21 protein-coding genes are annotated in these 22,603 nt (G+C 64.1%); 5 read left to right on the forward strand and 16 right to left on the reverse strand.

Annotated features, from left to right (window positions below; translation table 11 throughout):
- Window positions 1–9: 9 nt before the first annotated feature.
- The 8 genes from ACR0DA_RS10005 to ACR0DA_RS10040 all read right to left on the reverse strand — a co-directional run bounded on the left by ACR0DA_RS10005 (window position 10) and on the right by ACR0DA_RS10040 (window position 10,628).
- Window positions 10–477 carry a hypothetical protein gene (locus tag ACR0DA_RS10005; protein ID WP_170337856.1) on the reverse strand — a complete coding sequence of 156 codons (468 nt, stop codon included), beginning with the start codon at window positions 475–477 and terminating at the stop codon, window positions 10–12.
- A gap of 76 nt (window positions 478–553) precedes the next feature.
- Window positions 554–1,009 carry a methylated-DNA--[protein]-cysteine S-methyltransferase gene (locus ACR0DA_RS10010; RefSeq protein WP_170337853.1) on the reverse strand — a complete coding sequence of 152 codons (456 nt, stop codon included), beginning with the start codon at window positions 1,007–1,009 and terminating at the stop codon, window positions 554–556.
- An 82-nt stretch (window positions 1,010–1,091) separates the two neighbouring features.
- Complete coding sequence (gene ileS, locus ACR0DA_RS10015) at window positions 1,092–4,010, reverse strand: isoleucine--tRNA ligase (RefSeq protein ID WP_480753799.1); 2,919 nt, start codon at window positions 4,008–4,010, stop codon at window positions 1,092–1,094.
- A 166-nt stretch (window positions 4,011–4,176) separates the two neighbouring features.
- Window positions 4,177–6,903 carry a DUF2339 domain-containing protein gene (locus tag ACR0DA_RS10020; protein ID WP_480753800.1) on the reverse strand — a complete coding sequence of 909 codons (2,727 nt, stop codon included), beginning with the start codon at window positions 6,901–6,903 and terminating at the stop codon, window positions 4,177–4,179.
- Window positions 6,904–7,010: 107 nt separating this feature from the next.
- Entirely contained in the window at window positions 7,011–7,721 is a 711-nt protein-coding gene (locus tag ACR0DA_RS10025; protein ID WP_170456185.1) for a VIT1/CCC1 transporter family protein, read from the reverse strand.
- 61 nt (window positions 7,722–7,782) lie between these two features.
- Complete coding sequence (locus ACR0DA_RS10030) at window positions 7,783–8,772, reverse strand: YcjF family protein (protein WP_480753801.1); 990 nt, start codon at window positions 8,770–8,772, stop codon at window positions 7,783–7,785.
- Between the two features lie 3 nt (window positions 8,773–8,775).
- The gene (locus ACR0DA_RS10035; protein ID WP_170358134.1) at window positions 8,776–9,219 is read right to left on the reverse strand and encodes a GNAT family N-acetyltransferase; all 444 of its coding nucleotides are present in this window, start codon (window positions 9,217–9,219) and stop codon (window positions 8,776–8,778) included.
- Complete coding sequence (locus ACR0DA_RS10040) at window positions 9,216–10,628, reverse strand: YcjX family GTP-binding protein (protein ID WP_480753803.1); 1,413 nt, start codon at window positions 10,626–10,628, stop codon at window positions 9,216–9,218. Before ACR0DA_RS10040 ends, ACR0DA_RS10035 begins: the two co-directional genes overlap by 4 nt.
- A 112-nt stretch (window positions 10,629–10,740) precedes the next feature.
- Between ACR0DA_RS10040 and truA the strand changes: the two genes are divergently transcribed.
- Window positions 10,741–11,508 carry a tRNA pseudouridine(38-40) synthase TruA gene (gene truA / locus ACR0DA_RS10045; RefSeq protein ID WP_480753805.1) on the forward strand — a complete coding sequence of 256 codons (768 nt, stop codon included), beginning with the start codon at window positions 10,741–10,743 and terminating at the stop codon, window positions 11,506–11,508.
- 2 nt (window positions 11,509–11,510) lie between these two features.
- Here the strand turns inward: truA and ACR0DA_RS10050 are convergent, their stop codons facing one another.
- From ACR0DA_RS10050 to ACR0DA_RS10065, 4 genes are all read right to left on the reverse strand, one after another.
- Window positions 11,511–12,443, reverse strand: coding sequence for a nickel/cobalt transporter (locus ACR0DA_RS10050; RefSeq protein WP_170366681.1), 933 nt, complete (start codon window positions 12,441–12,443; stop codon window positions 11,511–11,513).
- A complete protein-coding gene (locus tag ACR0DA_RS10055) occupies window positions 12,428–13,057 on the reverse strand; it encodes a DUF1007 family protein (RefSeq protein ID WP_367647381.1) in 630 nt (209 codons plus the stop codon). The genes ACR0DA_RS10050 and ACR0DA_RS10055 overlap by 16 nt, the downstream gene beginning before the upstream one ends.
- An 86-nt stretch (window positions 13,058–13,143) precedes the next feature.
- Window positions 13,144–13,959: a thioesterase family protein gene (locus ACR0DA_RS10060; protein ID WP_480753806.1), complete on the reverse strand. Its 816-nt coding sequence runs from the start codon at window positions 13,957–13,959 to the stop codon at window positions 13,144–13,146.
- A 1-nt stretch (window position 13,960) separates the two neighbouring features.
- The gene (locus ACR0DA_RS10065; protein WP_480753807.1) at window positions 13,961–15,196 is read right to left on the reverse strand and encodes an acyl-CoA dehydrogenase family protein; all 1,236 of its coding nucleotides are present in this window, start codon (window positions 15,194–15,196) and stop codon (window positions 13,961–13,963) included.
- 129 nt (window positions 15,197–15,325) lie between these two features.
- Between ACR0DA_RS10065 and ACR0DA_RS10070 the strand changes: the two genes are divergently transcribed.
- Entirely contained in the window at window positions 15,326–16,261 is a 936-nt protein-coding gene (locus ACR0DA_RS10070) for a 2-hydroxyacid dehydrogenase (RefSeq protein WP_480753808.1), read from the forward strand.
- 7 nt (window positions 16,262–16,268) lie between these two features.
- Here ACR0DA_RS10070 and ACR0DA_RS10075 read toward each other — a convergent pair whose 3' ends face one another.
- Window positions 16,269–16,625, reverse strand: a complete 357-nt coding sequence (locus tag ACR0DA_RS10075) for a hypothetical protein (protein ID WP_170337492.1) — start codon at window positions 16,623–16,625, stop codon at window positions 16,269–16,271.
- Between the two features lie 177 nt (window positions 16,626–16,802).
- Here ACR0DA_RS10075 and ACR0DA_RS10080 point away from each other — a divergent pair, with 177 nt between their 5' ends.
- The 3 genes from ACR0DA_RS10080 to ACR0DA_RS10090 all read left to right on the forward strand — a co-directional run bounded on the left by ACR0DA_RS10080 (window position 16,803) and on the right by ACR0DA_RS10090 (window position 19,115).
- A complete protein-coding gene (locus tag ACR0DA_RS10080) occupies window positions 16,803–17,636 on the forward strand; it encodes a bifunctional allantoicase/(S)-ureidoglycine aminohydrolase (RefSeq protein WP_170337491.1) in 834 nt (277 codons plus the stop codon).
- Window positions 17,637–17,747: 111 nt separating this feature from the next.
- On the forward strand, window positions 17,748–18,071 hold the full coding sequence (locus ACR0DA_RS10085) for a hypothetical protein (RefSeq protein ID WP_170337821.1): 324 nt from the start codon (window positions 17,748–17,750) through the stop codon (window positions 18,069–18,071).
- Window positions 18,072–18,125: 54 nt separating this feature from the next.
- Complete coding sequence (locus ACR0DA_RS10090) at window positions 18,126–19,115, forward strand: type I glyceraldehyde-3-phosphate dehydrogenase (protein ID WP_480753809.1); 990 nt, start codon at window positions 18,126–18,128, stop codon at window positions 19,113–19,115.
- A gap of 40 nt (window positions 19,116–19,155) precedes the next feature.
- Here the strand turns inward: ACR0DA_RS10090 and ACR0DA_RS10095 are convergent, their stop codons facing one another.
- From ACR0DA_RS10095 to puuE, 3 genes are all read right to left on the reverse strand, one after another.
- Window positions 19,156–20,583: a uracil-xanthine permease family protein gene (locus tag ACR0DA_RS10095; protein ID WP_093962810.1), complete on the reverse strand. Its 1,428-nt coding sequence runs from the start codon at window positions 20,581–20,583 to the stop codon at window positions 19,156–19,158.
- Window positions 20,584–20,649: 66 nt separating this feature from the next.
- Complete coding sequence (locus ACR0DA_RS10100) at window positions 20,650–21,138, reverse strand: ureidoglycolate lyase (RefSeq protein WP_480753810.1); 489 nt, start codon at window positions 21,136–21,138, stop codon at window positions 20,650–20,652.
- The gene (puuE, locus tag ACR0DA_RS10105) at window positions 21,135–22,553 is read right to left on the reverse strand and encodes an allantoinase PuuE (protein ID WP_480753811.1); all 1,419 of its coding nucleotides are present in this window, start codon (window positions 22,551–22,553) and stop codon (window positions 21,135–21,137) included. The genes ACR0DA_RS10100 and puuE overlap by 4 nt, the downstream gene beginning before the upstream one ends.
- Window positions 22,554–22,603: the final 50 nt, after the last annotated feature.

Here is a 22,603-nt window from a genome sequence, read left to right on the forward strand (position 1 = left end):
AATCACAGATCAGAGAATTTCCCGGATCTCGAACTCGGTGCCATTATGGGTGAAGACGTCGCCCTTGCGCATTCCGGCCATGGCCAGATAGATCGGGCTTTGGGTTGAAATCCCCATATATGTTTCACCATCCACGTCGAACTTGGTGGTCGACACGCAGACGACGAAATGCCGATCGCCCAGCCAGACTACGGCGCCCGGCTGCACTGTATCCGTCAGGCTGAAATCGGTGTTTTCGATCACGTCAATCTTGGCATGATGCGCATGCACCGGCCCGTCAAACGCGGCGGCCAGATCTGCGCTTTCGCGCGATGCCGCGATATCATCCTTGTCGTGGCCTTCCCGGTCATCCAATTGGGACTCTTTCTGAAAGGCATCGTGGTGCGCCTGCGCCGTCGCCAACTCCTGTGCCTCCAACGCCATCAATTGGTCAATGATGGCCTTCTTCCGGGCGGCGGGGTCAATTTTCGCAGTCATGAATTGCAGTCCTTCGGGTTCGAAAACTGTCTCAGGTTGGGACGCTTTGCGAAAGATTGCAACCGGATTCCGGCGGTCAGATCAGCAGACTGGCAGCCCCCTCGTGACGCAACAGGGCAACCTTGCCCTCAACCCCGCCCTGCCCCGAGAACCCGCCAAGGCCGCTTGCCGCCAGAACGCGGTGACAAGGAATGATCACCGGAATCGGGTTGGCACCACAGGCCTGCCCGACAGCTTGCGCCGGACACCCAAGATCCTGCGCGATATCACCGTAAGTCCGCGTGTAACCGAAAGGAATCGCGGACATCAAGTCGCAGACCTGTTTCTGGAATTCGGACCCAACGACACGCAGTGGCAAGTCGAACTTTTGCAACCGGCCCTCGGCATAGGCCCTGATCTGTGATGCCGCTTCGATCAGCAGCGGGGTCGTCTCACCCGTTGTGTGACCGTCCCACACCAGACTGGTGATGGCACCGTCCTCTTCTTCGACCCCGAGGCATCCGAACTGGGTTTCCACTGCAATCATCGGCATGGGCGCAGAGTTTCAGATCGGCGGCTGCGTCGCAAGCCGCAAGAAAACCCCCGCGAGATGGCGGGGGTTTCAGGGATCATTTTCAGCTCAGCGCCGTATCGCATCGGCCACAGACGCCGGGGTGGGCGTGGCGTCCCACATCCGGCAGGATCTTCCAGCAGCGCTGGCACTTGGCCCCTTCGGCCTTTTCGAACACGACACCGACGCCCTCGATCTCGGGCAGGCGGAACGCCTCGGCCGGGGCGGGGTCGGCGGTGACGGTCAGGCCCGAGGTGATGCACAGGTCATCTACGTCGAAGGTCGCCAGCAGGTCGCGGGTTTCCGCATCCTCGACATGCACGATCGGCGCGGCTTCGAGGCTGGAGCCGATGACCTTGTCGCGGCGCTGCACTTCCAGCGCGGCGGTCACCGCACGGCGTACACGGCGGATCTTGGCCATGTTCGCCTCGAGCCCGGTGTCGCGCCAATCGGCAGGCGTGTCGGGGAAGTCGACCAGATGCACCGAGCCGTCCTCGCCCGGGAACCGCTCGAGCCAGACCTCTTCCATCGTGAAGACCAGAATCGGCGCCAGCCAGGTAGTCAGACGGTGGAACAGGATGTCCAGCACCGTGCGCGCGGCCCGGCGGCGCGGGGTGTCCCCGTCGCAATACAGCGCATCCTTGCGCACGTCGAAATAGAAGGCCGACAGGTCGACCGTGGCAAAGTTGAACACCGCGCTGAACACGCCCTGGAAGTCGAACGCGGCATAGCCCTTGCGGACCTGCTCGTCCAACTCGGCCAGGCGGCTGAGCACCCAGCGTTCCAGACGCGGCATCTCGGCCGGGTCGATCCGGTCGGCCTCGGTGAAGTCGGCCAGCGAACCCAGCATGAAGCGCATCGTATTGCGCAGCCGGCGATAGCTGTCGGCGACACCTTTCAGGATTTCCGGCCCGATCCGCTGGTCGGCGGTATAGTCGGTCTGAGCCACCCAAAGGCGCAGGATGTCGGCACCGTATTGCTTGACGACCTCTTCCGGTACGATGGTATTGCCGAGCGATTTGGACATCTTGTTGCCCTTCTCGTCCAGCGTGAACCCGTGCGTGACCACGTTGCGATACGGCGCGCGGCCGATCGTGCCGCAGGCCTGCAACATCGAGGAATGGAACCATCCACGGTGCTGGTCGGTGCCCTCCATGTAGACATCGGCAATGCCGTCGACGGTGCCATCTTCACGGTCGCGCAGAACGAACGCATGGGTCGAGCCCGAGTCGAACCACACGTCCAGAACGTCGAACACCTGGTCATAATCGTCGGGGTTCACGATGCCATCCAGCACCTGCTGTCTGAAGCCGTCGGTGTACCAGACATCGGCGCCGTATTCTTCGAACGCGGCCTTGATGCGGGTGTTCACGTCCGGGTTGCGCAGCAGATAGTCCTGGTCGGTGGGCAGAGCGCCCTTCTTGGTGAAGCACGTGAGTGGCACACCCCAGGCACGCTGGCGCGACAGAACCCAGTCGGGGCGCGCCTCGATCATCGAATACAGGCGGTTGCGGCCCGAGGGCGGCGTCCATTTTACCAACTCGTCGATCGAGCGCAGGGCGCGTTCGCGGATAGTGCCGCCCATTTCGTCCATGCCATCGTCCAGCTTGCGGTCGACGGACACGAACCATTGCGGTGTGTTGCGATAGATGATCGGCGCCTTGGACCGCCAAGAATGCGGATAGCTGTGCTTGATCTTGCCACGCGCCAGCAGCCCGCCGACCTCGGCCAGCTTGTCGATCACAGCCTTGTTCGCATCGCCCTCGCCGCCCTTGCGCGACAGGATGTACTTGCCGCCGAAGAACGGCATGTCAGCGCGGAAGCTGCCGTCGTCCATCACGTTGTAGGTGATGACCTGCTCGAGCATGCCCAGATCGCGGTACAGCTCGAATTCCTCCATCCCGTGCGAGGGCGCGCAATGAACGAAGCCGGTGCCTTCGGTATCGGTCACGAAATCGGCCGCGCGGAAATCGCGGATGTCATCCCATTCACCGTTGGACCCTTCGGCCCCTGCCAGCGGGTGCTGCAGCTGGATCTTGGCCAGATCGTCCTGCATGACGTCGCACAGGCGGCGGTACATGGTGTCGTCCAGCCGCGCCCGCGCAAACACGTCGGCGGCCAGATTGTCGGCCAGCAGGTACCGGTCACCGATCCGGGCCCAGCAATCCTCGGGGCGGCCGGTCACTTCGTACAGCCCGTACGAGATGTCCTTGCCGTATACCACGGCCTTGTTCGACGGCATGGTCCAGGGCGTCGTGGTCCAGATCACCACGTAGGCGTTGTCCAGCGTGGTGTTGCCGGTGTTCACCACCTTGAACTTCACCCAGATGGTGAAGCTTTCCTTATCGTGATACTCGACTTCGGCCTCGGCCAGGGCGGTCTTTTCGATCGGCGACCACATCACCGGTTTCGAGCCCTGATACAGCGTGCCGTTCATCAGGAACTTCATGAACTCGTCCGCGATCACCGCCTCGGCGTGATAGTCCATGGTGACGTAGGGATCGGCCCAGTTGCCGGTGATGCCCAGACGCTTGAACTCCTCGCGCTGGATGTCGATCCAGCCGTCGGCGAACTTGCGGCACTCCTGGCGGAAGTCGATAACCGGAACCTCGTCCTTGTTCTTGCCCTTCTTGCGGTACTGTTCCTCGATCTTCCATTCGATCGGCAGGCCGTGACAGTCCCAGCCGGGCACATAGCGCGCGTCAAAGCCCATCATCTGGTGGCTGCGCACAATCATGTCCTTGATCGTCTTGTTCAGCGCGTGGCCGATATGCAGGTGCCCGTTGGCATAGGGCGGGCCGTCATGCAGGATGAACGGCTTGCGCCCCGGCTTTTCGCGCAGGCGGTCATAGACGCCGATCTTCTCCCAGCGGTCCAGCCATGCGGGCTCGCGCTTGGGCAGGCCGGCGCGCATGGGGAATTCGGTTCGGGGCAGGTTCAGCGTGTCTTTGTAGTCGGGTGTCTGGGTCGTGTCGGCGCACATGGAGAGGCGTCCCTTGGATGATCTTGGCGTGTTTGGATCGAAGCGGTCGGTGCGATGAACTCAAGCACCTTTGCCCGGCGTCTCGGAAACTCAGAGCGCCGGGGATATAATTCGAATGATAATGGCCAGAACGTCTTGCATGGCCGGGCTTATAGGCCGGTTGCGCCTATTGGTCCAGAGCTTCCGGCCCCTGCGGCGAATGGCGCAGCTTGGCCCAACGGTTCAGCCATGCCAGACCCGCCAGCGCCAGCCCCAAGGCCAACAACGAAAACACACGGATCAGACCGCCCAGCCCCGAGATGTCGATCAGGAACACCTTGGCCACCGCCAACCCGATCACCGCCAGCCCGGCCTTGCGCATCAGGTCCGACCGACGGGCCAGCGACTGATAAAACAGCGCCGCGCCGATCACCAGCAGGGCGAGCGTATAGGTATAAAGCTCGGGCTGGGATACGCCGTTTCCTTCATACATGCCTGCCGCGCCCTGCCAGAAATGCCGGATTGTCAGGCCCAGCCACAAGGCACCCAGCGCAACGGACACCCCCTGACAGGCCAGCCGCAACTGCGCCGGCATCTTGGGGATCCGCCACGCGGACAGGCCGATGACGAGGGCCGGCAGCAGATAGGCAATGGCAAGCGTGTTCAAGACCGGAGGCCCCAGAACAGGATCTGCCCCAAAACGCAAAACAGGGTTGGCCACTGTCGCAGCCAGCGCCAGCCACAACAGGCCATGCGCGGCGAAGAATACGCCCAATGCGACCCGCACCCAGTTCAGTCGCCCGCCCAGCGCAAAGCGCTGCACCTGCGCAAAGGCCAGCAGCAGCCAAATGGCCGACAGCAGGCCCAGCCCCCAATGGCTGTCGTCGGCACCGCCTTCGCCGAGCCCTTCCAACCAGCGCAACAGCAGCAGAGACACCAGAACGCCGCCCGTCGCCCACGCTGCGCTGTCCAGCATGACATTGGCGACCGGGCGGTCCAACGGGCGCAGCATCCACCATGCGGCAAGATAGCCTGCAACCGCAGCTCCATAGACCAGAGACATTTCCGGAACCGGCGCGTGCAGCGCCCAGTCCAGACCCGGGTTCAGGATCAGCCGGAACGTGACGGTGACGACTCCGGCCCAGATGAACCAGCTCATCGGTGGCAGGTTGAACCGCCGGTCCAGCGCCGCCGCCGCGATGATCGTGACCACGAAAGCGATGGTCAGCGCCGCCGAGCTGAGCACGATCACGCAGCCGAAGGTCAGGCAGGACAAGGCCGACAGCGTGGCCAAAGCCGGACGCATCCGGGCCTCGCTATCCACGCGCGCAAAGCGCTCGGCCAGTACCACCATCAGCGCCGCAAGCGCGACCGCATGCAGGGCCCAGGGGTAGGCTCCGATCACGCTGGCCGGGCGCCAGCCAAGCTCAAGCGCGATGGCCAGCGCCGGGGCGTACAGCGCGGCGGCACCGGCCCAGACCAGCGGGTACCGCCCACCCCGGAACGACCGCCATGCCGCCAGAAGTGAGATCACCGCGCCCAGCGCAACCAGCCAGGTCACGGCCAACGGAAAATCGGCCTCGGGCGTTTCGGAATAGGTCTGCCAGAACCCACGCGCCACCGCGCCGTCATCAAATCCATGCGTGAATACGAAACCACCCAGCCCCAAGGCAGGCAGCGCGGTCATGTCCTGCAGGGCCGGCGCGTCCTTTGCCCAGATCAGCAGGGCGAAAGTCAGCCCCGCCAGTAGGATCACAGCCAGCCAGAACTCACCGCTCGTATCGGCCCATTGCAGCGCCAGAATGGCCGAGCTTGCCAGCACCGCCCCAAAGGCCAGGCGCGTCGGAAATTCGGGCCACGGACCACTGGTTTTTCTGACTAGGAGTTCGCTGAACATCGCGCCGTCGTGATCGGGCCAGATCCGGCGCACGGGAGTGGCAATGGCGATCACGGCAATGGCGGCCACGTAGACGAGGAAAGCCGGTTCCGTGATCGGCGAACCCGTCACCAGCAAAAGGCCCGCTAAATAGGCGCCCACCAGCGACAGCACCGACACCCAGGCCCAGCGCCGCACCGTGTCGATCCCAAGCCCCAGCCCGGTGATCACGAAGAAATATCCGTACAGCCAAGACGGGTCAGCCGAATCGCCACCCACGACGAAAGGTGCAGCAAAGGCTCCGATCAACCCGATCGCCGCCAGCAGCGGGCCGTGGAACCAGCCCAGAACCAGCCCGACAAGAGCGATGGCGATCATGCCCGCCAAGGCCGCCTCGGGGCCGATCAGGTCATAGAGCTGGCGCGCCGCCAGAACGCCGCCAAACAGCGTGACCAGCCCCGCGCCGGAAAACACCGAAGGCAGATAGGCAGTCGCCGAGGACTCGTCATCGCCGTATCGGCGCCGGACGACCTCTCCGGCCACGATCAGCAGCGCGCCGAAGCCCAGGGCCGCCAACACGCGCGCGGTGGGCGGCAGCAACCCGTTTTCGACCCCGTATTGCACCAAGAAAATCCCCGCCAGCGCCAGCGATAGGGCGGATACGGCATAGAACCAGTTCTCGCGCAGCCACGCGCTCAGATCGTCAAACCGCTCGGCGCGGAACACCACTGCGGCCGGAGGCGATGCACTCTCAGTGACAGTTGCCGATTCTTCCGGGTCAGGCCGTTGGTCCGGCGTCGGTGGGCTTTCCTGTTTCGGCGGGCCCCAAGGGGCCGGTCGCGGTTCAGGCGTCGGTGCTTCGATTGGCGCGGACTGCGTCTGTGGTGGCCGCTCCGCGTCCGGTTGCGGCCCGGCACCCAACCGACTCTCCAACTGCTCGACCCGCCGCCGCAGACGGGCATGGCCGACCAGCAAGACGACAATAGATACCGGCATCGCCAAAACGACCAAGCCAACAAGAACAAGCAGAGATTCCAAACCGCACCTCCGGGCAACTCTGCATTACAGGCTATCCTGTGCAGGCGCGGTAAGACAGTCGGGAAATCCCGAATGGTTTCAGCCTGTTGCGATCTGACGCCAGTGATCTAGGGATGGAACATGGACCCGACGAGATAGGCAATTGCCGCCGCCGCACCACCGATCGCCAGCGTCTCAAGCCCCGAGCGCCACCAGGGCGCCAGCGACCACCGGCTTTTCATCGCGCCGATGGCAAAGAACACGCCCAGTGTCATCAGGACCGAGGCTGCAAACGCGCCCTCGACACCCAACAAGAACGGCACGAGCGGAACCATGCCGGCCACGACAAAGGCCGCGAAGGTGGCCGCAGCAGCCTTGAGCGGATGCGGATCGACGCTGCCCAGCCCGTATTCGCCCTCGATCATCAGGTTGATCCAGGTGTCACGATCGGCAGTGATCGCATCGGTTGCCTGCTCCAGCACCCGGCCCGACAAGCCCTTGCGGGACAGGATCTCCAGCACCTCGCCGCGCTCGCCGTCAGGGTAGAGGCGGATGTGGCGCTCTTCGATGGCGCGGATCCGGCGGATATTGTCCAACTCGGCCTTGGTCCCCGAGTAGTTGCCCGCAGCCATCGAGAATCCGTCGGCCAGCACGTTGGCCAGGCCCAAGGCCACGATGACAAAGGGCGAAAGCCCGGCCCCGGCCACGCCTGCCACGATGGCCAGCGTGGTCACCGAACCGTCGATCCCGCCATAGACCACGTCACGCAGGAACCCGCGCCCGGGTGGGGCGTCGATCCGGTCTGCGATTTCCTGTTGGCTGTGGCCGTGATCCGCCATGGCTGGTCTCCCTTCCCGGGAGATTGTGCCCTGCGCAGCGGCCCGTTGGCTTTGCGGCAGATCAACCCTTGGAAAACAGCCCGCTCAGCGCGCGCGAGATCATGCCGCGGGTCGACGGCCTGTGGCGGTCCGAGAAGGGCAGCGGTCGGCAGACCTCCATCGCGGCCACGCCGACGCGGGCGCTGAGGGCGCCGTTGACCAGCCCCTCGCCAAAGCGGCGCGACAGCTTGCTGAGGACCGACCCGCCCAGAACCGGTTCGAGCAGGTCGTCACCCACGGCCACCGCGCCCGTGGCCACTAGGTGAACGAACACTGCTCGGGTCAATCGCCAGCCCCCCAGGAATCCGGCCCGCCCGCCATAGATTTCGGCAATCCGGCGGATCATCCGCAACGAGGCCAGCAGCGCCGTCGCCACATCGGCCAGCGCCAGCGGCACCAGCGCCGTCACCGTCGCGACCTGGCGCGCGGCGGCCTCGACCTCGCGGCTGGCGGCGGCGTCCAGCGGGGCCAGCAATTCGTCCTCGACCAGTCCCAGCAGGCCCGAGGCGTCGAACTGTTCCTCGATCCGTTCGGCCAGACGGTCGCGGCCCCAGCGCGTATCCTCGCGCCCGCGATAGAACGCGATCAGGCGCTGCGTCACGGCCCGGGCCTGCGCCAGATCGGCATCGGCCAGCGCGGCATCGGCGGCGCGGCGCATCCCGTCCACCCGCGACAGCCGGCCCAGCGCCGCCAGTTCTCGCAGCGCGATCAGCAGGGCCACCAGCACCAGCGCGCAGATCAGGCCGGTCACGATCCAGCCCAGCACCGGAACGCTGGCGATCAACGAGGTGGCGAAATCCCACGCGGCGACAGAGACCGCCGCCCCCACCACCGCCAGCGCCAACCCCCAGAACCACCGGCCCAGAACCGATGGCTTGCGCGCGGCCAGCCGGGCCGCGGCCTGCATCGCCTGCCCCTGGGGTGGCGCGATATCCGGTACCGGCGTGGCCTTCGCCACGTCGGCGGCCGGGGCATCCTCGTCAAGCTCGATCAGAACCGGACCCTTGGCCATGCGTCACTCCTTTTTCCGCCATACGAACCGAATGTCCGGCAGTTGTTCATCATTGTCGGCCCCGTCGCTGCGGGCCACTTCTATAAAGCCGTGCCGTTCGTAGAACCGGCACGCGCCCGTGTTGGCCTGAAACGCATACAGCGCCAGTTCTCGGCGACCTGCCTTGGCGCTGTCCAGCAGTTCTGTGCCGATCCCCTGATTCCGCGCAGGGGGACTCAGGTACAGGCAATGAACCTCGGTTCCGTCCATGGCCAAAAAGCCTGCGACCTTGCCGCCCTGTTCGGCAACCGTGACCCATCCTTTGTCGATCATCTGCCCACAAAAAGCGATGGCTTCAGCCCCCGAATGCAGCTCGGGCATCCAGTCGTTTTCGCGTGCAAAGCCGTGCAGGATCTCTCCGACCGCCCCAGCGTCGAGGCTGCGCGCGGGCCTGAGGGTGACGGTCACAGCCGGTCTCCGATCAGAAACTGCGCGGCGCGGTCCAGCCGGATATGCGGCGGGCCGTCACCGGGGCGCAGCGAAAGATGCGCCGGGGCAAAGGTCATGAACCCGTACTCCTCGCCCAGCCAGGTGTCGGCCCCCTTACGCGCAGGATTAAGCAGATGGGCGGGGTCTTCGGGCAGCTCTCCGGGGTAGAAGGCCGCCTGTTTTCCATTCTCCAAACTACCGCGCACGCAGGGCAGTTCGACGCCGTTGTGACTGCGGATCTCTTCGGTCGTCACGCGCAGCGCGGCGATGGACATGGCGGCGGTTTCGGCCCCGGCGAACCTGGCGCGGTCGCGCGCCTCGCGGGTCAGGGCCTCCATGATCGCGGTCAGGCGCGGGTGCTGCAGGTGGTGCAGGTGATCGGCCTTGGTGGCCGCGAACAGGATGCGTTCGACCCGCTTGCCCAGCAACATCTGGCTGAGCCACGCATTGCGGCCGGGCCGGAAGGCCGACAGGATGTCGCCCATGGCGCGGCGCATGTCCTCGACCGCCTGCGGACCCTTGTGGATCGCGCCCAGCGCATCCACCAGCACCACCTGCCGGTCGATCCGGGCGAAATGATCCCGGAAAAAGGGCTTCACGACCTGCGATTTGTAGGCCTCGAACCGGCGCTCCATCTCGCGGTGCAGGCTGCGGCGGCGCGCGGCGCTCTCGACCGGCAACGGCGCAAAGGTCAGCACCGGCGACCCGGCCAGATCGCCCGGCAGCAGGAACCGGCCCGGCGTGCAGTCATAAAACCCCGCATCCCGCGCGGCAGTCAGATAGTCGGCAAAGCCCCGCGACAGGGCCTGCGCGGTGGGTTCATCATGGGGGTCGGCCGGATCAACGGATTTGACCTGGGTCAGGAAATCGGCGGCTGCCGGACGCTGCGCGATCCGCTCCAACGTTTCGCGCGACCAGTCGTCATAGGTTTTTTCGAGCAGTGTCAGATCCAGCAGCCATTCGCCGGGATAGTCGACGATGTCCAGATGCACGGTGCGTGGCCCCTGCAGGCCAGCCAGCAGCCCGGCAGGGCGGACCTTGAACGACAGGCGCAGCTCGGACACGGCGCGGGTGCTGTCGGGCCAATGGGGCTGAGGCCCGGTCAGTGCCGACAGGTGCGATTCATAATCGAACCGGGGCACTGTGTCGTCGGGCTGCGGCTGCAGGTAGGCGGCGTTGATGCGCCCCTCCTGTTGGGCGACCAGGCCGGGCATCCTCCCCCGGTCCAGCAGGTTGGCCACCAGCGACGTGATGAACACCGTCTTGCCCGACCGCGCAAGACCGGTGACGCCCAGCCGCACGACCGGTTCGAAAAACGTCTCGGACACGCGGTCGCCGACGGATTCGACGCCGCGCACAAGACTGTCTGCCAGTGATGAGATGACCAAACCGCCGCCCCGCATTTCTTGTTTGTCCCAAGATAGGTAGCCGCTGCCCCGGTTGCCAGCGCTTTTGCCGCCTGCCCTTGCCCGGGCGCGCCCGGCAGGGTACCAGCAGCCCATGCCCAGATACGCGTTGAAAGTCGAATACCAAGGTGAACGGTTTGCCGGATGGCAGCGGCAGAAAGAGCTGCCCTCGGTCCAGGGCGCCATCGAGGCAGCCCTATCGAAACTGCTGACCGGGTCACACACGATCGCGGCCGCGGGGCGCACGGATGCGGGCGTTCACGCGCTGGGGCAAGTGGCCCATTGCGACCTTGAAAAAGATTGGGACCCGTTCCGCCTGTCCGAGGCGCTGAACTATCACCTCAAGCCGTTGCCGGTGGCGATTCTCAAGGCCGCGCGGGTGGCGGATGACTGGCATGCGCGGTTCTCGGCCATCGAGCGGCAATACCTGTTCCGCATCCTGGTCCGCCGTGCGCCCGCGACCCATGACAAGGGCCAGGTCTGGCAGATCGGGCATCCGCTGGATGTCGCCGCGATGCAGGAAGGGGCCGACATGCTGATCGGGCGGCACGATTTCACCACCTTCCGGTCCTCGATCTGCCAGGCGGCCAGCCCGGTCAAGACGCTGGATGAACTGCGCGTCGAACAGGTTCAGGGCTTTTCCGGCCCCGAGGTGCATTTCCACGTCCGCGCCCGGTCCTTCCTGCACAACCAGGTGCGCAGCTTCGTCGGCACGCTGGAACGGGTCGGCGCGGGTGCCTGGACACCGCAGGACGTGCGCGATGCGCTCGAGGCTGCCGACCGCGCGGCCTGCGGGCCGGTGTGTCCGCCGCAAGGTTTGTACCTGGCGCGGGTGGGCTACCCCGATCCCGTTTTCGACTGACGTCAGAGCGCGCGCAGCAGCAATCCGCCCGCGATCACCGCGATCAGCAGCCCGGCCACCAGTTCGATCGTGGGTGCCAACACGGCCGCAAACCGCGTGGCCGAGGCCGAGGCCAGCAACCCACCCCGCAACCCGAACGACGTCCAGCCAACCAGGGTGGTGACGGTCGCGGTGCCCAGCGCCATGGCAAAAGCCCCGGCGATACCGACCATCGCGATACCCATCTGCCAGGTCAGGATCAGCACGAACAAAGCTCCGGTACAGGGTCGCGCGGCGATACCGGCGATCAGAATCAGCGCCTCGCGCAGGCTGCCGACCTGGGCCACCTCTTCGGCGGTGGGGCCATGACGATGCCCGCAATCGGAACAGACCTCACCGTCGTGGTGGTGATGCCCGTGATCATGATGATGGTGATGGTCATGCGGGGCACTGTCCGCACGACCGCGCCGGGCGAAACTGCGCAGCGACCGCAGAACCAGCCACAGCCCGATGGCCGCGATCGCGCCATAGCTGACCGGGGCCATGATCTGCTCGGTGGCGCCGACCAGGCTTTGCCGCGACATCTGGAACACCAGAACGCCTGCATAAACCAGAACGATGGCCGTCACGGCCTGCCCCAGCGAGGACAGCACGCTGATCGCCGACAGGCGCAGAAATGCGACATTGCGGCCCAGCCCGTACCCTCCGATCAGCACCTTACCATGCCCCGGCCCCACCGCATGGAAGAACCCATAGGCAAAACAGACGGCCAGCAGCGTGGCCACGGCCTCGGGCTGTTCGGCCCGCGCGGCCCGAAGGGCTCGGGCGATCTGGTTCTGAAATTCCCGCTGCTCGCCCGCGGCCCAGGACGCGAGGCTGTCAAAGCCTCCGCTGCCCCAGAACCACAGCAGCAGCGCTATTGCCAGGCCGACCGGCAGGATCAGGTAGCGGGACATGAAACGCGGATCTCGGTGGCAAAGCGTTCACCGACCAGGGGGATGTCGTTCTCCTCGAGGTCATAGTCGGCGTCCAGGGTCAGCAGAAAGGCCTGCATCTGGGCCAGTTCGCCGTCGATATCCGGCTCGAACCTGTCGATCCGGCAGGATTCAGGCCCGGAAACGGTGACCGGACGCGTCACTTCGTAGGCGGTATAGAATGTCTCGTCATAGGGTTTGGCCGATAGGCTTTGGGCAACCACCGGGTCGCCCTCGACCTTGCGCAGATGGGTGGTCACGATGCGGCCATCCTCGGTCGTGGCGCGTGGCTCCAGCGGGCCGGACAAGGCAACCGGCTGATCGGCAGCCAGGATGACCAGATCGCCGTTGTATCCTTCGACCCATTGCGCGTCGAAACCGGCGAGGCGCTGCTCCTCCGCCTCGGACAGTACGCCGTCGCCGTCCTGATCCAACCTCATGTCTTCGAGCACAAGCAGCGAGTAGAACTCGTCATAGGCCCAGGTGACGCGGACATGGGTCAGGTTGCCCGACTCGTCCACGATGAATTCCAGCCCGGTGTCGATGAAGACATGCGGGTGCGCCACCGCGGTAAACGGCAGGCAACAGGCGAACAAGGTGGGTATCCAGCGCATGAACGCGAAGATAGGGTGCCCGACCGGCGCTGGCAACGCGGTTCGGCGGTAAGCACGGATTTTGCCGCTCATTTCGGCGGAAACAGGACCAGCGTCTGCAGCGCCGTGCCGATCGGGCCTTGAGTATCGTACAGAACCGACTGCGACATCCCGATGCCGCTGGGCTGCCAGTGCGACACGGAGTCCGAGGCGAGCCAGTCGGAGGTCGGCTCGCGGTGGATCTGCACCGTCAGGTCGGTGTTCATGAACCCCATTTCCGAGGTCGGCGCATTCCACGAAATTCCGTTGCCGCAATCGGCCAGCGGGCACAGCGACTGGATCGGAGAGGGGGTTTCACCCTCGAGCAGAGGCGGGGTGCGCATCCAGATGGTTTTCGGCCCCGCCCCCTGGTTGCCGCCTTTGGGATAGGCCACTTCGGAATGATGGGCAAAGCCGGGCAGGTCATGCCGCATTTCGCCGATGGGAAACGGGCCGTCTTCGATCTGCGACAGGTCGGGGCCTTGGATCGCCACATTCGGCACCGGCCCCAGATCCCGGCGCGCCAGATGCATCGTGGTGGCGGTCGCGCACAGCGTATCGTCCAGATCATGCACCGTGACGCGCGTGGTGGCCAGCGTCTTGGTGTGGCGCACGGTCTCGGCGGCCACGCGAAGACCGGACAGAGGCAGCGGGCGCAGCAGATCGACGGTCAGGCGGGTCAGCATCTTGTCGGGGCCGACCTCGATCTCGGCCGCGCGCACGATCAGGCCAGCAACCGGGCCGGCATGACAGTGGTCAGCCGACCACGGCCCACGCGCCGGGTCATTGCCGACAAAGGCCCCATCGGGCGCGACCCGGAAATAAGCGGTCTCGCCCACCACTGGCTGCATCGCCGCGCCCTGCATTTCAGATCTTTTCCTGGGTATGCTTTTTCAGTTCGGCCCGCGCAACCTGACGGCGATGCACCGCATCCGGGCCATCGGCCAGCCGTAGCGTGCGCACATGCGTCCAGGCGGTGGCCAGCCGCGTATCCTGGCTGACGCCCTGCCCACCGAACATCTGCACTGCCTCGTCGATCACCTTCAGCGCAACGCGCGGTGCCACGACCTTGATCTGGCTGATCCACGGGGCCGCCGCGCGCGCATCGCCCTGATCCATGTACCACGCGGCCTTCAAGCACAGCAGGCGGGCCATCTCGATCTCCATCCGGCACTCGGCGATGATGTCGAAATTGGCACCCAGCTGCGCCAGCTTCTTGCCGAAGGCTTCGCGCTGCAGGGCGCGTTTGCACATCTGCTCCAGCGCCATCTCGGCCTGGCCGATCGCGCGCATGCAGTGATGGATACGACCGGGCCCGAGGCGCCCCTGCGCGATTTCGAACCCGCGGCCCTCGCCCAGCAGGATATTCTCGGCCGGCACCCGGACATCGGTGAACCGGATATGCATGTGCCCGTGCGGCGCGTCGTCATGGCCGTACACTTCCATCGGGCGCAGGATCTCGATCCCGGGCGTGTCGGCGGACACCACGATCATCGACTGGCGCTTGTGTTTGGGCAGGTCGTCGCCGCCGGTCTTGACCATCACGATGTAGACCTTGCAGCGCGGATCGCCCGCGCCGGACGACCACCATTTCTCGCCATTCAGAACATAGTCATCCCCGTCCCGCACGCAGGACATCGAGATATTCGTGGCATCCGACGAGGCCACGTCGGGCTCGGTCATCAGATAGGCCGAGCGGATCTCGCCCTCGAGCAGCGGCTTGAGCCATTGTTCTTTCATCCTATCGGTGCCGTAACGCTCGAACACCTCCATGTTGCCGGTGTCGGGAGCGGAACAGTTGAACACCTCGGCGCCCAGCGGGGTCTTGCCCATCTCTTCGGCGAAATAGGCGTATTCGACTGTAGTCAAGCCAAAGCCCTTGTCGCTGTCGGTCAGCCAAAAATTCCACAGACCGGCCGCTTTGGCCTTGGCCTTCAAGCCTTCCAGGATCTCGGCCTGGCGGTCGGTGTACTGCCAGCGGTCGCCCTTGTTGATCTCGGCCTGGTATTCTTCTTCCAGGGGCATGATCTCGTTGCGGATCATGTCGCGGACCCGCTCAAGCAGCGCCCGGTTCTCCTCGCGCAAGACGAATGACATGTTCATGAAGAATCCTCCGTAGATCCCGGAACCGGGCTTTACCTTTGCGCCGAGGATGGCTTAGCTGCGGCAACTGTGTCCAGCCGCGTGACGGCACGTCACTTGCAATCAATTTGAAACGGAAGAGGGGCGCAGATGGCGTTGTTGATCGATACCGGGCTGTCCGACTGGATGAGCGATGCCGAGATTGCCGAAGAAGTACGGCGACATGCACCAACGGCCGATGTGCGCACGCCAAGCACCATTGGTGACCCGGCCGAGGTCACCATGGTGTCGGTTGTCGGCCTGCGGGACGATCACGCGAGCCGCCTGCCCAATCTGCAGCTGGTGCAAAAGTTGGGCGCCGGGGTCGAGACAATCGTGTCGAACCCCGCCCTGCCCGCGCATGTCCGCGTGGCCCGCCTGAAACCGGACGCCCCGGCGCAAGGCATCGCAGAGTGGTTTCTGGCCTATATCCTGTACGCTCACCGGAACATGGGCTTTCACGCGGACGCTCAGCGGCGGGCCGAGTGGCGGCCGAAAGCGCCGGTGCTGACATCTGACACCGTAGTCGGAGTTCTGGGGCTGGGCCATATCGGCAGCCGTACCGCCCGCATGCTGCGTGATGTCGGGTTTCAGGTCATCGGCTGGAGCCGGTCGCCCAAGCAAATCGAAGATGTCACCTGTCTGCACGGGCAGGATGCTTTGCCGGGAATGCTGGGCGGTTGCGACCATGTCTGCGCGATTCTGCCCTCGACCCCCGAAACCATCGGCTTGTTTGACGCAGAAATGCTCGGCGCGATGAAGGACGGCAGCCAGTTGTTGAATGCGGGACGCGGCGACCTGATCGACGAAGAAGCCTTGATCGAGGCACTTGACCGGGGTCGTCCGGGGCACGCGGTTCTCGATGTGACCGCACAAGAGCCGTTGCCCAAAGACAGCCCATTATGGCGACACCCGTCGATCACGATCACACCGCATGTGTCGGGATGGCATCTGGGTGATGCGTTGGCGGATGTTGCCCAGAACTTTCTGCGGTTGAGTGCAGGTCAGCCCCTGCTGCACGAGGTTGATCGCAGCCGCGGTTACTGATCCGCGATTACGGCGTCAGAATCCAATTGCCGCTGGCATCCTTGCACTGACGGGTGCGGATTTCCGGGTTGGGCGCCGCCCCGGACGGCTGCACAAAGTGCTGGAAGTGAACGCAGTTGTCCTTCACGTCCCGTATCCTGACCGTGCCTTTGGTGCCCGTTTTCTCGTTGACCCAGTTGCGCTCCTGCCCGACGCTTGGGGTCCCGCCTGCCAGCATCGAAGACGTCGTCGCGTCCAGAACCTGATAGTCGTCCGGGCTCAGCCCCATTTCAGCGATGATCCGGGACAGAGGCTTGGCATCGACCGCCCCCACGACACCCGACAAAAACAGCGCAAACAGGGCAGCAGGCAACCGGACAGTCATGCGAAACTCGCTTTCGTGAAAATTGATCTGCACCAAGAATATACATCCATGCAATCAGGGCCAAGCCCCCGCGGCCGGACCTTCAAATAATGACGAACAAACCTATCGGACTGCCGGCGCTATCGGCCCGCCGCTGATGCGACCATAGTAACCGGAAACCAAGCTTGAGGCACAGGAATGGCTCATCAAAACTACTACGCGCCCACCGGCGGGCTTCCGGACCAGACTCAGCTGCTGACCGACCGCGCCATGTTCACTGACGCCTATGCCGTCATCCCGAAAGGCACGATGCGCGACATCGTGACCAGCTTTCTGCCGTTTTGGGAACAGACCCGACTGTGGGTCCTTTCGCGCCCCCTCAGCGGGTTTGCCGAGACGTTTTCGCAATACATTATGGAGGTCCAGCCGGGCGGCGGCAGCGATACGCCCGAGACGGACCCGGAGGCTCAAGGCGTGGTCTTCGTCGTCGAAGGGTCGGTTACCCTGACCCTTGCGGGGCAGGTCCACGAGCTGGACACAGGGGGCTATGCCTACATTCCGCCCGGGTCCGATTGGACCTTGCACAACCGCTCTGACGCCGTGGCCCGGTTCCATTGGGTGCGCAAGGCCTATGAGGCCGTACCCGGATTGCCGGCCCCCGATCCGATCATCACCAACGAACGCGACGTCGCCCCAACCCCAATGCCCGGCACCGAAGGTCGGTGGGCCACCACGCGCTTCGCGGACCCGAATGACCTGCGCCATGACATGCATGTGAACATTGTCACGTTTGAACCGGGCGGGGTCATCCCCTTTGCCGAAACGCATGTCATGGAGCACGGGCTTTATGTGCTTGAGGGAAAGGCCGTCTATCGACTGAACCAGGATTGGGTCGAGGTCGAGGCCGGTGATTACATGTGGTTGCGCGCGTTCTGTCCTCAAGCCTGCTACGCGGGCGGGCCGGGGCGATTCCGGTATCTGCTCTACAAGGACGTCAATCGGCACATGCCGTTGAAACTGTCGACACGATGACCAGCAAAAGGTCCTGAAAACGGGCTTTTGCGTCGGCAGGGGTTCACAGGGACGGCGGAATTTGCTGAAATCAGAGGTGATTTCGTTTTGTTCATTCGTGGAGATTGGTCGATGAAACTGCGCGCCCCTCTGACTGCACTGGCCATGATCGGCCTGATGGTCGCCGTCGACACTGCCCCGGTCGTGGCGAAGGAAGCGACCAAAACCGTATCCGTCATGAGCCGCACATGGGCTGTGACGCAGGTTGCGGACGCCCCTGTCGTGTATCGTGCAACCCGCGACAACAACAACCTCAACCCGTTCGGCCCGCCGCCGCGCCTGCGCACGGTTCAGGCCATTGCGGCCATCCAGCAGGCAACCGGGTGCAAGGTGATCCGGTCAAGCATGTACCAGAATATTTCGGGCCAGTTCTTCTCGCAGGTCAGCTGCGGATAACGGAGACTCCATAGGGGCATTGAGGTCGGTCAGACGGCCTGCCATAGCTTGCGCATGAAACTCGCAATCAACGGATTCGGCCGCATCGGCCGCACGATCCTGCGGCAGGTCATGGCCCTGCCAGCGGGTTCGGATGTTCAAGTGGTGCTGATCAACGACATCGCACCGCTGGAGACCTGTGCCTATCTGTTCAAGTACGACAGCACGTTCGGCCCCTATGGCGGTTCGGTGGAAACCAGCGCCGGGGCCCTGCAAGTGGATGGACAATCGATTCCACTGAGCCACAGCGACGACCTTGCCGATGTCGATCTGTCCGGCGTGGACGTGATGCTGGATTGCACGGGTATCGCGCGCAGTTCGGACGTGGCGATCCGGGGCCTCCAGGCAGGGGCTGGCAAAGTGCTGATTTCCGGCCCGTCCCCGGCCGCCGAGACAACGATCGTTCTGGGTGCCAACGAAGACACGCTGGGCAATGCCCGGATCGTATCGAACGCGTCCTGCACCACCAACGCGCTGGCGCCGCTGGTCAAACTTCTGGACGGGATCGGTGGGGTCGCATCTGGGCACATGACCACGATTCACTGCTACACCAACAGCCAGCCGATGGTGGACGCTCCGCGCGGCGACCTAGCGCGATCGCGGGCTGGGGCCTTGTCGATGGTGCCCACAACGTCAAGCGCGACCCATCTGATCGACGTGATTCTGCCGCATCTGGCCGGGAGAATTTCCGGTGCGGCGGTGCGGGTGCCCACTGCCAGCGTCTCGGCCATCGATCTGGTTGTGACCCTGCAAAAAGGAATGGAACCCGAGCTGTTCTCGGCCGAATTGCGCCGCGCCGTCGAGGCATCAAAGGTGCTCGGCTGGACCGACTTGCCGCTGGTCTCGTCCGATCTGCGTGCGCGACCGGAATCGCTGGTGATTGCCGGACCGGAAACACGTGTCGTCGGGCAAAATCAGGTCCGGGTTTTCGGATGGTATGACAATGAGTGGGGTTTTTCGGCCCGTATGCTCGATGTCGCCGGGATGATGGCTCAGACGGAATAGCCCGCAGCGCGCTTGGCGCTGCAGGGCTGAGTTACAGGTTTCAGTCGTGCGGCAAACTGCCAGCACCGTGACCGGCCATACCGCCCGAGACCTCCTCCGTTGATTCTTCGGCCAGTTCATGCGGCAGAATGAGGTTCAGCACGATGGCGATCAGCGCTGCGGGCAGCAGTCCGCTTGTCATCAGGATGCGGATTGTGTCCGGCAAGTGCTGAACCGCGCCGGGTTCCAATTGCAAGCCAAGCCCGATCGACAGCGAGATGGCGAAGATCACCATGTTGCGGCGGTTCCAGTCCACGTCGGACAACATCGAAATGCCGGCAGCCACCACCATGCCGAACATGACGATCACTCCGCCCCCCAGAACTTCGATCGGAACAGTGCGTATGATGGCGCCGACCTTGGGAACAAGTCCGCATAGGATCAGGAACAGCGCACCAATCGTGACGACATGGCGGCTCATGACTCCGGTCATCGCGATCAGACCAACGTTCTGACTGAACGAGGTATTCGGCAAACCGCCAAAGATACCGGCGACAGCCGTGCCAACACCATCTGCGTAGGTCGCTCCCGCGATCTCTTTGTCCGTGGCCTCGCGACCCGCGCCACCTTTGGTAATGCCCGAAACGTCACCGACGGTTTCGACCGCTGACACGAAAGCCATGAGGCAGAACCCGATCACCGCCGCCAGCGAGAATTCGAACCCATATTTGAAGGGCACCGGCAGCGCGAAACCAGCGGCCCGCGACCAGCTTGTTCCAATGGCTTCGAACGTCACCATTCCGACCATCAGGGCGTAGACATAGCCGACAGCCAATCCGACCAGAACCGCAGACACCGACAGCATTCCGCGGGCAAAGAACTTGAGGCCCAGCGTGACGATCACGACGACAAGTGCCGCAGACCAGTTGAGCAGCGATCCGTATTCCGGCGTACCGATCGCAGGGACACCACCCGCCGCATATTGGATGCCGACCTTGACAAGTGCCAATCCGATCATCGTCACAACAAGGCCCGTGACCAATGGCGGCAGAGCGAAGCGGATCTTGCCAATGAACATCCCAAGGCAGGCGTGAAAGATGCCGCCGATCAGAACGCCTCCGAACAGCGCGGCAAGGGCCTCAACGCCCTTGCCAGCCACCAATGGGATCATGATGGGCAGGAACGCAAAGCTTGTTCCCTGAACGATGGGCAATGCCGCACCAACCGGGCCCAGCGTGATGGTCTGCAACAAGGTCGCCAACCCTGCAAACAGCATCGACATCTGGATCAGATACAGCAGCTCGGGAAAATCGGGCGAGTTCGACCCGAAGCCAAACCCGGCCGCACCGGCCACGATGATGGCGGGGGTCACGTTTGACACAAACATTGCCAGAACGTGCTGAATCCCAAGTGGTATCGCCTTGTGCAGCGCAGGCGTGTAATTCGGATCCCGAAGCTGATCGGGTGTTCCTATCGAAGTTTCGGCCATGATCTCAACTGTCTCCCTGTTTTCTCATGGGGGTCTTGCCGCTTCTCCGACGGCTTCAAAATTGGCTTAGCGTTCAACCACCTCGTAAGGGGTGTCGAACCAGTGCTCCTCGAGGTTTGCCCCTGAACCGATAAGGTCGACTACCGCGAAAAGGCCTGGCGCGTGCAGCGGCGTCAGCACGCCGTGCCACGTGCCGCGATGATAGTTTACCCCCTGCCCCGGTTGCGTCACAAAGGCCAGCGGCCGGCCGGGAACGCCATCCTCATCCGGCGCGACGATCACCAGGAACGGCTGGTGGGACATGGGAATGAAGGCCTGGCTGCCAAGAGGGTGACGTTCGACCATGTCCAGTTGATAGGGCAATGTCCGTGGGTTGGCGTCGAACAGGCTGATCCCCGCGCGCCCGTCCGCAAAGTCCAGAACCGCCCGGTCGTGATACCGCCCGCACTGACCCTGGTTGATGATCTTGTCCGGTGCGCCCGAAACCTCGAGCACGTCGCCGAACGGCGCAAAGGCTTGGGCCGTCAGCGGCGCGATAGGAATGTTCCGAGTCATGAGGGCAGCACGTCGCGCAGCCGGAACTCGGCGATGCGCTCGACCTGACAGCAGGCTTCGGCGAGCTCGGTCTCGCGGTCATTCTCGATGCGCCGCTGGAACGCATGCAGGATCGAGGCCTTGTCGTGGTCGCGCACCGCGATGATGAAGGGAAAGCCGAATTTTTCGGTGTAACGCGTGTTCAAATCAGTGAAGGCGTCGCGCTCGGCGTCGGTCAGGGCGTCCAACCCGGCCGAGGCCTGTTCCGAGGTGCTTTCGGCCGTCAGGCGTTTGGCCTGCGCCAGCTTGCCCGCCAGATCCGGGTGTGCAGTCAGAACGCCCAGGCGTTCCTCGGACGAGGCCGAACGGAACACCCGCGCCAGCGCGTTGTGCAGCCCGCCCGCCGTATCGTGAGCGGGGCCCAATTCCAGCGCCCAGGCGCGCTCGGCGATCCAGGGTGAATGTTCGAAGATGCCGCCATAGGCCGCCACGAAGGCGTCGCGGTCCATCTGCGAGGGGCGTGGGCGATCCTGCGGCGGATGATGCGCCGCCCAATGTTCGGCAATTTGCAACCGGGTCGCGAACCATACATCGGAGAAGCCGCGCGCATAGCCCAGGAACCGCTTCAGCGCCATCACCCGGCCCGGTCGGCCGATCAGGCGGCAATGCAGACCGATCGACAACATCTTGGGCGCGCCCGCCTTCCCCTCGGCATAGAGCGCATCGAAACTGTCGCGGAGATAGGCGAAGAACTGATCGCCCGAGTTGAACCCCTGCGGCGTGGCAAAGCGCATGTCATTGCAGTCCAACGTATAGGGCACAATCAGCTGGTCGCGCCCACCGGTATGCATCCAATAAGGCAGATCGTCGGCGTAGGTGTCGGCCACATAGGCAAACCCGCCTTCCTCGGCCACCAGCCGCACGGTGTTGTCCGAACATCGCCCCGTGTACCAGCCGCGCGGACGGTCTCCGACCACCTCGGTATGCAGGCGGATCGCCTCGGCGATCTGGGCGCGCTCTTCGTCTTCGGGCATGTCCTTGTGTTCGACCCATTTCAGGCCGTGGCTGGCGATCTCCCACCCGGCGGATTTCATCGCCGCCACCTGATCGGGCGAGCGCGCCAGCGCGGTGGCCACGCCATAGACGGTCACCGGCAGGTCGGCCATCAGGCGATGCAGCCGCCAGAACCCGGCGCGGGCGCCGTATTCATATATGGATTCCATGTTCCAATGACGCTGGCCGGGCCAAGGCGCGGCACCCACGATTTCGGACAGAAATGCCTCGGACGCAGCGTCGCCATGCAATACGCAGTTTTCGCCGCCCTCTTCGTAGTTCAGCACGATCTGCACTGCCAGCTTGGCCCCGCCCGGCCACTGGGCTTTTGGCGGGTTGGCTCCATATCCAATCATGTCGCGGGGGTATCGGGGGGGCTGCATTCTGCTTTCCGTCTTCAATTTCAGGCTTCCATTCGGTTTATCCCATAAAA

The sequence above is a fragment of the Ruegeria sp. CI8 genome, from assembly GCF_056536865.1.